The 10,790-nt window shown below is 68.3% G+C and carries 11 protein-coding genes; 6 read left to right on the top strand and 5 right to left on the bottom strand.

Annotation, left to right across the window (positions count from 1 at the left end; translation table 11 throughout):
- Both EAF64_RS11585 and purL read left to right on the top strand, forming a co-directional pair.
- Positions 1-499: cbb3-type cytochrome c oxidase subunit I (locus EAF64_RS11585; RefSeq protein WP_193767655.1), on the top strand; the 499-nt coding region annotated here is incomplete at its 5' end.
- A 91-nt stretch (positions 500-590) separates the two neighbouring features.
- Positions 591-2,840, top strand: a complete 2,250-nt coding sequence (purL, locus tag EAF64_RS11580; RefSeq protein ID WP_129069134.1) for a phosphoribosylformylglycinamidine synthase subunit PurL — start codon at positions 591-593, stop codon at positions 2,838-2,840.
- On the opposite strand, the gene EAF64_RS11575 is transcribed toward purL, so the two are convergent.
- Both EAF64_RS11575 and EAF64_RS11570 read right to left on the bottom strand, forming a co-directional pair.
- The gene (locus tag EAF64_RS11575; protein WP_129069133.1) at positions 2,841-3,326 is read right to left on the bottom strand and encodes a cupin domain-containing protein; all 486 of its coding nucleotides are present in this window, start codon (positions 3,324-3,326) and stop codon (positions 2,841-2,843) included. It lies immediately after the preceding gene.
- 55 nt (positions 3,327-3,381) lie between these two features.
- Positions 3,382-3,567: a DUF7550 family protein gene (locus EAF64_RS11570; RefSeq protein ID WP_129069132.1), complete on the bottom strand. Its 186-nt coding sequence runs from the start codon at positions 3,565-3,567 to the stop codon at positions 3,382-3,384.
- Positions 3,568-3,676: 109 nt separating this feature from the next.
- Between EAF64_RS11570 and EAF64_RS21635 the strand changes: the two genes are divergently transcribed.
- From EAF64_RS21635 to EAF64_RS11555, 4 genes are all read left to right on the top strand, one after another.
- Positions 3,677-3,808, top strand: a complete 132-nt coding sequence (locus tag EAF64_RS21635; RefSeq protein WP_267899435.1) for a hypothetical protein — start codon at positions 3,677-3,679, stop codon at positions 3,806-3,808.
- Between the two features lie 70 nt (positions 3,809-3,878).
- Positions 3,879-4,697 carry an imidazole glycerol phosphate synthase subunit HisF gene (gene hisF, locus EAF64_RS11565; RefSeq protein ID WP_129069131.1) on the top strand — a complete coding sequence of 273 codons (819 nt, stop codon included), beginning with the start codon at positions 3,879-3,881 and terminating at the stop codon, positions 4,695-4,697.
- Between the two features lie 63 nt (positions 4,698-4,760).
- Positions 4,761-5,732 (top strand): phosphomevalonate decarboxylase MvaD, encoded by a 972-nt coding sequence (mvaD, locus tag EAF64_RS11560; RefSeq protein ID WP_129069130.1) that lies wholly within the window; start codon positions 4,761-4,763, stop codon positions 5,730-5,732.
- Positions 5,733-5,796: 64 nt separating this feature from the next.
- Positions 5,797-7,044, top strand: coding sequence for an NAD(P)/FAD-dependent oxidoreductase (locus EAF64_RS11555; protein ID WP_129069129.1), 1,248 nt, complete (start codon positions 5,797-5,799; stop codon positions 7,042-7,044).
- On the opposite strand, the gene EAF64_RS11550 is transcribed toward EAF64_RS11555, so the two are convergent.
- The 3 genes from EAF64_RS11550 to cysS form a co-directional block, all read right to left on the bottom strand.
- On the bottom strand, positions 7,041-8,297 hold the full coding sequence (locus EAF64_RS11550) for a chemotaxis protein CheW (protein ID WP_129069128.1): 1,257 nt from the start codon (positions 8,295-8,297) through the stop codon (positions 7,041-7,043). The genes EAF64_RS11555 and EAF64_RS11550 overlap by 4 nt on opposite strands.
- Entirely contained in the window at positions 8,294-9,193 is a 900-nt protein-coding gene (locus EAF64_RS11545) for a ParA family protein (RefSeq protein WP_129069127.1), read from the bottom strand. The genes EAF64_RS11550 and EAF64_RS11545 overlap by 4 nt, the downstream gene beginning before the upstream one ends.
- 67 nt (positions 9,194-9,260) lie before the next feature.
- Positions 9,261-10,739, bottom strand: coding sequence for a cysteine--tRNA ligase (gene cysS, locus EAF64_RS11540; protein WP_129069126.1), 1,479 nt, complete (start codon positions 10,737-10,739; stop codon positions 9,261-9,263).
- Positions 10,740-10,790 lie beyond the last annotated feature (51 nt).

Below are 10,790 nucleotides of genomic sequence, written 5' to 3'. Positions count from 1 at the left end.
GTACCAGCGCACGCTGGCGAAGTGGCACTTCTGGTTGTCGATGATCGGCACCAACATCACGTTCTTCGCCATGCTGGCGCTCGGGTACCTCGGCATGCCGCGCCGGTACGCGACGTACCAGTTCGACGGCGCGCTCGCGCCGCTGGCGACGGTCACGACCTTCCACCAGCTGGCCTCCGTGGGTGCGCTGATCCTGCTGGTCGGCCAGCTGATCTTCGTCTGGAACCTCGTCCAGTCGTGGCTCGAAGGCCCGCAGGTCGGTGCGGACCCCTGGAACCTCAAGGAGGAAGCGCCGGAACTGTTCGGTCGCGAGTACATCTGGCACGAGAACCGCCAGGAAACGCAGATCGCCACGGACGGCGGCGAAGGTGAAGACGTCGCGGCCGACGGCGGTCTCGTGGACGACGAGAACGAGACCTCGTCGGAACGGAGTTCCGACGGCGGTGAACCCGTCGAGGGCGACGACGCAGACGAGCGACCCGACCAAACCGACGACTGATCGACGACGCACCGCCGTTCACCGCTCTTTTACGCCGCTCGTACGCACGACATGGAAAGCGATTTAGCCGGCCTGTGGCTACCCGTGCCCAATGAGTCTGTCCGATCAGGACCACGATCTCGTCACCGCGGAACTCGGCCGCGAGCCGACGCCGGCCGAGGCCGCGCTCTTCGAGAACCTCTGGAGCGAACACTGCGCGTACCGCTCCTCGCGACCGCTGCTCTCGGCGTTCGAGAGCGAAGGTGAGGACGTCGTCGTCGGCCCCGGCGACGACGCCGCCGTCGTCGCCCTCCCGGACGGTGACACCTACATCACGCTGGGTATCGAGAGCCACAACCACCCCTCCTACGTCGACCCGTTCGACGGCGCGGCGACCGGCGTCGGCGGTATCGTCCGCGACACCCTCTCGATGGGTGCCTACCCCATCGCACTCGCGGACTCGCTGTACTTCGGCGACTTCGACCGCGAACACTCCCGCTACCTCTTCGAGGGCGTCGTCGAAGGCATCAGCCACTACGGCAACTGTATCGGCGTCCCCACCGTGACGGGGAGCGTCGCCTTCCACGACGACTACGAGGGCAACCCGCTCGTGAACGTCTCCTGTATCGGCCTGATCGACGACCCCGACCGGCTGGTCACCGCCGAGGCCCAGGAACCGGGCAGCAAGCTCGTCCTCGTCGGCAACGCGACGGGCCGGGACGGCCTCGGCGGGGCCTCCTTCGCCAGCGAGGACCTCGCGGAGGACGCCGAGACCGAGGACCGGCCAGCCGTGCAGGTGGGCGACCCCTACACGGAGAAACTCCTGATCGAGGCCAACGAGGCGCTGATCGACGAGGGACTGATCGAGTCGGCTCGCGATCTCGGCGCAGCGGGCCTGGGCGGTGCCACGAGCGAACTCGTCGCCAAAGGCAGTCTGGGGGCCCACATCGAACTGGAGCGGGTCCACCAGCGCGAGCCCAACATGAACGCCCTGGAGATCCTGCTCGCGGAATCCCAGGAGCGGATGGCCTACGAGGTGAAACCCGACAACGTCGACCGGGTGGCCGAGATCGCCGATCGGTACGACCTGGGTTGTTCGGTCATCGGCGAGGTGACCGAGGGGAACTACGTCTGTGAGTTCGATGGTGAGACGGTCGTCGACGCGCCGGCGGAGTTCCTGGGCGACGGCGCGCCGTTCAACGACCTCGACTCGGTGGAGCCGTCCCAGCCCGAGCGGGACCTCCCGGAGACGGACCTCGCCGACGCGTTCGAGGCCGTTGTCGGCAGTCCCAATACGGCCTCCAAACGCTGGGTCTACCGGCAGTACGACCACGAGGTGCAGGTTCGGACGGCGACGCCGCCGGGCGACGATGCGGCGATCCTGGCGATCCGGGAGGCGCGGGCGGAACGGAGTTCCGCCGATGGGTCGAGTAGCGCGGAGCAGAGCTCCGCGGACCATTCGAGCGGGCAGAGCCCGCGAGAAGACGGCGAGAGCCGCGAGACGGGAACCGGCCTGGCCTACTCCGCCGGGGCCGACCCCAACTGGACGGACACCGCGCCGTACGACGGTGCGCGCGCGGTCGCGCTGGAGAACGCGACCAACGTCGCCGCGAAGGGCGCGACACCGCTCACGGCGGTCAACTGTCTCAACGGCGGCAACCCGGAAAAACCCGACGTGTACGGCGGGTTCAAGGGGATCGTCGATGGGCTGGCCGACATGTGCGCCGAACTCGACGTCCCCGTCGTCGGCGGGAACGTCTCGCTGTACAACGACTCCAACGCCGGGCCGATCCCGCCGACCCCGACGCTCGCGCTGGTCGGGACCAAAGACGGCTACGATGCCCCACCCGCGGCACTCTCGGGCGAGGGCGAGTTGCTGGTCGTCAACGATCGGGCGCTTGCCAGCGACACAGCCCCCGGTCTCGGCGGGTCGGAGTATCTCGCACAGCACGGCGGGAGCGACGGGTTCCCGACGCTGCCCGACGACCGCGCGGCGTTCGTCGAGACGCTCGCTGACGTGGCCGATCACGAGGCGACCCGTGCGGTCCACGACGCCAGCCACGGCGGCCTCGCGGTGACGCTCGCGGAGATGGTCTCGGAGAGCGCGGGCGCGGACGTGGCCATCGAGGGCGACGCGAGCGAGGCCGAACTGCTCTTCCACGAACAGCCCGGCAGAGTGGTGATCGAGACCGCCGACGCCGACGCCGTCGCCGCGGCCTTCGAGGGCGTCGCGCCGGTCGAACGTGTCGGTGCGGCCGACGACTCCGGCACGCTGTCGCTGTCGGTGGGCGACACCGCGCTCGACTACGACGCCAGCGAGATCAGTGATCTGCGGTCGGTCATCGAGCGCGAACTCGAGTAATCAGTCCTCGTCGCCGGGCCAGTACTCGACCTCGTCGTCCATGGGGTAGTACCCCTCGAAGGTGCGCTCGTCGCGGCCGCCGGGCGGCGAGCCGACGTAGACACCGAACTTCTCCATCTCCGGGTAGATCGTCACGTCCGGTTCGTTCATCGTCGAGACCATCAGGTAGCGGAGGGTGTCGTCGCCGTCGTTGACCACACGGTGGCCACCGGACTCGTCGGCCGGCAGAGTGACGAAATCACCCGCCTGGAGGTCGTGTTCGCCGTCCTCGGCCCGGAGCAATCCCTCGCCGGCCAGCACGTAGATCGCCTCTTCGTTGGCGGTGTGGTAGTGGTAGGGCCAGGCCCGCGTGCCCGGGGGCATCTCGTAGAGGCTACAGCCGAGATCGCCGGCCTCGACGGCCGCGCCGAGTTCCTTCCGGTGGAAGGTCGCCGCGTCGTTGTCGTAGGTCTTCCAGTCCAGTTCCGACTCGTTGATCTTTCGCATATATCGTGCGTGCCACCTGCGGTGGAAAAATATACGGACGGTGTGGGACCGACTCTCAGAGCAGGACGGGGATGCCGAACGTGATCGCGAGGCCGATCACGAGGACGACGAAGCCAAAGCCGACCTGGCTCATCGTGAAGTCGCTCTGCGGTGCGGTGCTGCGCAGCGGCGGTTCCCCGTCGGGGATCTCGGGACTCTCCGGATCGTATTCGGGGCGGTCCTCGTCGTGGTCGTCGCTCATGTTCCCGTCTTCACTGTCGGTGTACTTCGGTGTGTCGAAACCGCGGCCGACGCGACTCAGCGACCGATACGCGGCGAGCGCTGAAGTACGACTCCGCCTATCCCCGTGTATGCTCGGAGCCGATGCCGTCGCCGGAATCGCACTCGCCGCACTACCCTGTATGATCGCGCTCTTCTACGTGTTCCTCCGTTTCGAACCGACCGACGAACCCGTGGTCGAGGCCGACGGAGTCTCGCGGTAATCCCCGCTGGGACCCCGACTGTGGGAATCAGACGCCTTTTGTCGGACGGTGCCGTAGCCGCGGATATCAGATGACCCTCACGAAACGGATCATTCCCTGTATCGACGTGGACCTGGACGACGAGGGCAACGCGGCGGTGTACACGGGCGTCAACTTCGAGGACCTGGAGTACACCGGCGATCCGGTCGAGATGGCAAAGAAGTACAACGAGGCCGGGGCCGACGAGTTCGTCTTCCTCGACATCACCGCCTCGGCGGAGGGCCGCGAGACGATGCTCCACGTCGTCGAGTCCATCGCCGACGAGGTGTTCATCCCGCTCACCGTCGGCGGGGGCATCCGCACCCGCGAGGACGTCAAAGAGACGTTGCGGGCGGGCGCGGACAAGGTCTCGATCAACACCGGCGCGCTCGAACGGCCGGCACTGATCGAGGAGGGGGCGGCAGCCTTCGGGAGCCAGTGTATCGTCATCAGCGTCGACGCGCGTCGCCGGTTCGACGAGCAGGGCGATCACTACGTCGAGGTCGACGGCGAGTCCTGCTGGTTCGAGTGCACGGTCAAGGGCGGTCGTGAGGGGACCGACATCGACGTGATCTCCTGGGCCGAGGAGGCCGAGGACCGCGGCGCGGGCGAACTGTTCGTCAACTCCATCGACGCCGACGGGACCAAGGACGGCTACGACATCCCGCTGACGAGAGCGGTCTGTGACACCGTCTCGACGCCCGTGATCGCCTCCTCGGGCTGTGGCGGTCCCGAGGACATGTACGAGGTGTTCACCGAGGCCAGCGCTGACGCGGGGCTGGCGGCCTCTATCTTCCACTTCGGCGAGTACTCGATTCAGGAGACCAAGGAGTATCTGGACGAGCGGGACGTGCCGGTGCGACTCCGATAGTTACGTTCTACTGCCAGCGCGGAACTCCGGTTGTAATAAGTTCGGGTGCGCCAATCGGGGCGTATGAAAGCGACGGCGAAGGCACATCCGATCCAGGGGTTGGTGAAGTACCACGGAATGCGCGACGAGGAGTTGCGCCAGCCGTACCACGATTCCATCAGCGTCAGCACGGCACCGAGCCGGACGGTGACGACCGTCGAGTTCGAACCCGACAGCAACGAGGACGTCTTCCTGATCGACGGCGAAGAAGTCGAGGGGCGGGGCCGCGAGCGCATCGAGAACGTCGTCGATCACGTCCGCGAGCTCGCGGAGGTCGACCACGCCGTGCGGTTCGAGTCCGAGAACGACTTCCCGACGAACATCGGGTTCGGGTCGTCGTCGTCGGGCTTCGCCGCGGCCGCGCGGGCCCTGGTGGGTGCCACGGATCTGGACATGACGCTGCCGGACATCTCGACGGTCGCGCGTCGGGGTTCGGCGTCTGCCGCGCGCGCGGTGACGGGCGCGTTCTCCCACCTCCGGACGGGGCTGAACGACGCCGACTGTCGCTCCGAGCGCATCGAGACCGACCTCGAGGACGACCTCCGGATCGTCGGCGCGGAGGTGCCCGCCTACAAGGAGACCGAGGAGGCACACCGCGAGGCCGCCGACAGCCACATGTTCGAGGCGCGGATGGCCCACATCCACGGACAGATCGCGGAGATGCGTGACGCACTGCGCGAGGGCGACTTCCACCGCACCTTCGAGCTGGCCGAACACGACTCGCTGTCGCTTGCCGCGACGACGATGACCGGCCCGGCCGGGTGGGTCTACTGGCAGCCCCGGACCCTCGAGATCTTCAACACGGTCCGTGAAATCCGGGAGGAGGGCGTCCCGGTGTACTTCTCGGTCGACACGGGCGCGAGCGTCTACGTCAACACGACGGCCGACCACGTCGACCGCGTGGAGAGCGCCGTCGCGGACTGTGGCGTGGACACCCGCGTCTGGGAGGTCGGTGGCCCGTCACAGCTCCTGGACGAGAGCGACGCACTGTTCTGAGCCTGGCTCGCCGGGCTCGGGGATCGGCGGAGTGCTTTACCCCTCGGCGGCCCAAGAGCCGACAATGCAAGTCGCAGTTTTCGGGGCCGGCTACGCCGGTCTGACGCTCGCTCGCCGGCTGGAGCGACGGCTCCCGCCCGAGGCGAACCTGATCGTCGTCGACGAGAGCGAGGATCACCTCGTCCAGCACGAACTCCACCGCGCGATTCGCCGTCCCTCGATCGCCGAGGACATCACGGTCCCCATCGCGGACTGTTTCGACCGCGCCGAGATCCGGCGGGCCCGGGTCACGGACGTGGACCCCGAGGCGGGCGTCGCCACGCTCGACGGCGAGGCGGAACTCGCCTACGACGTGGGGGCGGTCTGTCTCGGTGCGGCGACGGCCTTCTACGACCTCCCCGGTGTCGAGGACCACGCGACGCCGCTGAAACGCCTCGACGACGCCGAGCGAATCCGGACGGACGTGCTCGACGCCTTCGACGCCGGTGACGCTCGGATCGTCGTCGGTGGCGCCGGGCTGTCGGGGATCCAGGTCGCCGGTGAACTCGCCGCGCTGGCTCGCGAGGAAGGGGCCGACGACGCCACGGGGATCACGCTCCTCGAGCAGCAGGGCGCGGTCGCGCCGAACTTCCCCGAGCGGTTCCAGCGCGCCGTCGACCAGCAACTCCGCGACCGCGGAATCGCGGTCCAGACGGACGCGGCCGTCGCCGAGGCCGACGGGTCGACGATCACTCTTGACGACGGGACGGAACTCGACCACGACGTGTTCGTCTGGACCGGCGGCATCCGCGGCCCGGACGCGCTGGCCGGGGACCGGCCGCTGGTTCGGAGTCGGCTCCAGTTGGCCGGCGACACGTTCGTCGTCGGCGACGCCGCGCGCGTCGTCGACGCCGACGGCCAGCCCGTGCCCGCCAGCGCCCAGTCGGCCATCCGGGAAGCCCGCGTGGCGGCGGCGAACGTCGAGAGACGCGTCGAACACCGCCTCGGCGGGGACAGCAGCGCGTTCGAGCCGCGCCTCGACGACTTCCAGTTCGACTCGCCGGGCTGGCTGGTCAGCGTCGGCGACGGGGCCGTCGCACAGGTCGGCGGGACCGTCCTGACCGGTCCGGCCGCCGTCGCGCTCAAGGCGACCGTCGGTGTCGGCTACCTGACCTCGGTCGGGGCCGTCCGACGGGCCGTCGGACTCGTGGGGGAAGAACTGGACCTCGACGGCGTGCCGGACGACGCCGTCGACGCTATCGAGGACGACCGCGACGCAGAACCGGCGGCTGTGGACGTGAGGGTCGACGACGAAGGAGAGGGCGAGGATTAGGACGACGAGGAGTTCAGTGCGAGGTCGGGCGTCGTCCAGACGATGAAGTCGTCCTCGTCCTCGCGGTTGATGATGCCGTTGATGTGTTCGTCCTCCTCGTCGGGCGATTCGTTGACCTCGTCGTCGGTGACGGGCGTGACCTGGCGGACCTCGTCGACGACCCAGCCGAGGTGGCCCTGTTCGTCCATCTCCTCCGAGTCGAAGACGACGATGAGGTCGCCACGACCCTCGTCGTCGACGGCGAGGGCGTCCTTGGGATTGATGATGGCGGTCACCTGCCCGCGCAGGTCGACCACGCCCTCGACGTGGGACGGCGAGTTGGGGACCCGGGTCATGTTCTCCAGTTCGACGATCTCCTCTATGTACTCGATGTCGAGACAGAACCGTTCCTCGCCCAGCTCGAACTCCAGCACGCGTGTCCGGTCGCCCGCGTGTGCCGTGCGTCGGCCCGCTGCGGCCGCACGGGCCGCGGCGACGGTTCCCTCCGCGTTGAGCATCGACTGTTCGTCGTCCTCAGAGACCGTCGTCGCCTGATCCGGGATGGCGAAGGTCCCCGCTCCCGACAGCGCGTCGACGGCCTCGGCCGCGTCCGCCGAGGATACGGACGCCGCGACGCCGGACTGGGGTGTCGTTCGCTCGGCTGCCTCTGTCGCTGCCTCCGCGGCTGTCGGCTCGTCGTCACCGTCCTCGGTCGCGGCGTCGTCGCCGTTCTCGTCCGCGGCCGACTCCGCGAACTCGAAGCCGCTCGTCTCCACGGCGTCGGGCTCGTCGCCGTGACCGTGCCCGTTCTCGGTGCCTTCCGGGATCCCGTCTCCGGCCTCGGTGGGTGCGCCACCGGCCGAGGGATCGGCCGGTTCCGGTTCCGCGTCGGTCGAACCTGTCTCGGACGCCTCGCTCGCGTCCACCGGGGTGTCGGCCGTCGTCGACTCCCCGGCCGGGTCGACCGTCCCGTCGATGGTCGGCGTCGATTCGACCGTGCCGTCGTCACTGCCCGGGGCGTCGTCGGGCTCGGTCTCGTCGGTCGCTTCGGTCACCGTTTCGCTGTCCTCGGCCGCGGTCGTGCCCGCGGCGTCGTCCGTGTCGTCGGACTCGTCGGCCAGCGGTTCGGCCTCGGCTTCGCCGCCGTCGGCAGTCGCGTCGGTGGCGTCCGCGTCGTCGGGGTCGTCGTCCCCGGGTGTGCGGCGTCGTCCTTCGCGCATCTCTCGAATGCGGTTCGCCCGTTCCATCCGGTCGTTGTTGTCCTCGTCGGTCATTGTGGTATCTCCTCCGCGAAGCCGAACTGTTTGTCGAGGTCGGCGGCGATCTCCAGGAACCGGTTGGCCATGTCGATGCTCGGGTCGTACGCGAACAGCGACTGGCCGCTGGAGAAGGCCCGCTGGAGCGCGACCCGCTTGCGGACCGACCAGACCGGCACGTCCTCGAACACCGCCTCCAGCCAGTCGAGCATCTCCGTGTCCTCGTTGGTCGATTCGACCCGGTTGGCGACGACGCCGACCTCCCGCACCGTCTCGCCGGTGCGGTCCTCCAGCGCCGCGATCTGATCGAACAGGAGTTCGATGGCCCGTTCGGACGTGGCCTCGGTCAGCGCCGGGATCAAGACGTTCCCCGTCGCGTAGATCGCGGTGTCGGTCAACTGGCCGTAGAAGGGCGGCGAGTCGACGACGACGTAGTCGTAGCCGGTGAGTTCGTCGAGCACCCGCTCCAGTCCGCCAAGCGCCGAGTCCCCGGTAATCGTCTCCGGGCCGACGTTGATCGTCAGCGGTTCCAGCACCGCCGGATCGACGTCGAGCGTCGGATCGGCGTCGAGCTTGGCCATCACGTTGGCCAGCGTCAACTCGTGTTCGGCCTGGAGCATGTCGATGCTACTGGGCAACACGTCCATCTCGTCGTGAGTGACGATCAGGTCGTGCACTGCCGACCGCTGGTCGGGGTCGGTCAGCACGTCGAACAGTGTCGGCGGTGCCGCGTCGTAGGCCTCGACCAGACCCAGCCCCTCCGTGGCGTTGCCCTGTGGGTCGAGATCGACGAACAGCACGTCCCGTCCGCGCTCGTTCAACGCGCCCGCGACGTTGATCGCCACCGTCGTCTTCCCCGTCCCGCCCTTGGCGTTGGTCACACAGAGCGCCGCGGGACGGTCGTTTCGATGCATCGCTACTACCGGTGCTGGGTCACCGCTCCTTATAAAAATCCGCTCCCGATTCTCAATTGTTGTACTCTCAGTCGAAGCGCACGGCCGGGCCGTCGTCCGTATCCTCGACCGTCGCACCGAGCGCTTCGAGTTCGTCGCGTAACTCGTCGGCCCGCTCGTAGTTGCCCGCCTCGCGTTCCTGCTCGCGGACCGAGAGGAGCAGGTCGGCCAGTTCCTGGGCGATGCGCACGTCGCCTTCGCTGTCGCCGCCGAAACTGAGTCCCAGCACGCCCTCGCCGAGGGCCTCGAAGGCCTCGATGGCCCGGCGCAGGCCGACGTAATCGTACTCGTCGTGGTCGTCGACGTGACGGTTGACCGCGCCGGCCAGGTTCAAAAGCGCCGTCGTCGCCTCCCGGGTGTTGAAGTCGTCGTTCATCGCCGTCCTGAACGCCTCGCGGACCGCCGCGACGGTCTCGCGGAGGGCGTCGTCCTCGACCGTGGTGTGGGCGTCGACGCTGTCGGCGGCCTCGACGGCCCGTCGGTGGCCGGTCTTCAGCCGATCCCAGCGTTCCTCGGCTTCGGCCACCGTCTCGGCGCTGTAGGTCGCCTTGCTGTGGTAGGCCGTCGAGAGCAGGAAGGTTCGCGCGACGTTCGAGCCGTGCTCGCCGACGAACTCGGCGACCGTCGAGAAGTTCCCCAGCGACGAGGACATCTTCTCCTCACTCGTCTCCAGCAGACCGACGTGGAGCCAGTAGCGGGCGAACTGCTGGCCGGTCGCGGCCTCGCTCTGGGCGATCTCGTTCTCGTGGTGGGGGAACACGAGGTCCTGTCCGCCGACGTGGATGTCGATGGTGTCGTCGAGGTGGGTCGTGCTCATCGCCGAACACTCGATGTGCCAGCCGGGCCGGCCCTCGCCCCACGGCGAGTCCCACGTCTGGGCGGTCTCGCAGGCCTCCTCGGGCGGATCGGCCGCCTCGTGCTGGTGTTCGGCGATGTCGTCGGGGTCGACGCCGCCGGCCTTCCAGAGGGCGAAGTCCGCGGGGTTGCGCTTCTCGCCGGTGTGTTCGCCCTGGGCGTCGAGTTCGTCGACTTGCTGGTTCGAGAGCTTACCGTACTCCTCGAAGGCGGTCACGTCGAAGTAGACCGAGCCGTTCACCTCGTAGGCGTAGCCACGGTCGAGCAGCGTCTCCACGAGGTCGATGATCTGGGGGACGTGTTCGGTGACACGGGGGTACACGTCCGCGCGCAGGAGATTCAACGAGCGCATGTCGCGGATCACCTGCTGGACGTAGGTTCGGGCCACGTCGGCCTCGCTCTCGCCGTCCTCGCCGACGCGCGCGATGATCTTCTCGTTCACGTCGGTGAAGTTCTCGACGTGGCGAACGTCGTAGCCGAGGTGGTCGAGCCAGCGGTGCATCACGTCGACGTGGACCCAGCCCCTGGCGTGGCCCAGGTGTGCCGGGTCCGAGGTCGTCAGGCCGCAGTAGTAGAGCAACACCGAGTCGGGGTCCCGTGGCTCGAACGCCTCGCGCTCGCCGGTGAGCGTGTTCGTCACGCGAAGGGTCATTACCGGAGTGGAGCGCAGGCGACGGTTTCAATGCGTCGGAAAGCCACCACC

Origin of the sequence: Halorientalis pallida, assembly GCF_004118325.1 — an archaeon.
GTDB lineage: Archaea > Halobacteriota > Halobacteria > Halobacteriales > Haloarculaceae > Halorientalis > Halorientalis pallida.
Note: the sequence above shows the minus strand (reverse complement) of the source record. Positions and strands in the feature narration are given on the sequence as shown.

Bases quoted from the DNA above. Each gene is read 5' to 3' on its own strand.
- purL (WP_129069134.1), top strand. From the start codon at position 591: ATGAGTCTGTCCGATCAGGACCACGATCTCGTCACCGCGGAACTCGGC.
- EAF64_RS11575 (WP_129069133.1), bottom strand. From the start codon at position 3,326: ATGCGAAAGATCAACGAGTCGGAACTGGACTGGAAGACCTACGACAAC.
- EAF64_RS11570 (WP_129069132.1), bottom strand. From the start codon at position 3,567: ATGAGCGACGACCACGACGAGGACCGCCCCGAATACGATCCGGAGAGT.
- EAF64_RS21635 (WP_267899435.1), top strand. From the start codon at position 3,677: ATGCTCGGAGCCGATGCCGTCGCCGGAATCGCACTCGCCGCACTACCC.
- hisF (WP_129069131.1), top strand. From the start codon at position 3,879: ATGACCCTCACGAAACGGATCATTCCCTGTATCGACGTGGACCTGGAC.
- mvaD (WP_129069130.1), top strand. From the start codon at position 4,761: ATGAAAGCGACGGCGAAGGCACATCCGATCCAGGGGTTGGTGAAGTAC.
- EAF64_RS11555 (WP_129069129.1), top strand. From the start codon at position 5,797: ATGCAAGTCGCAGTTTTCGGGGCCGGCTACGCCGGTCTGACGCTCGCT.
- EAF64_RS11550 (WP_129069128.1), bottom strand. From the start codon at position 8,297: ATGACCGACGAGGACAACAACGACCGGATGGAACGGGCGAACCGCATT.
- EAF64_RS11545 (WP_129069127.1), bottom strand. From the start codon at position 9,193: ATGCATCGAAACGACCGTCCCGCGGCGCTCTGTGTGACCAACGCCAAG.
- cysS (WP_129069126.1), bottom strand. From the start codon at position 10,739: ATGACCCTTCGCGTGACGAACACGCTCACCGGCGAGCGCGAGGCGTTC.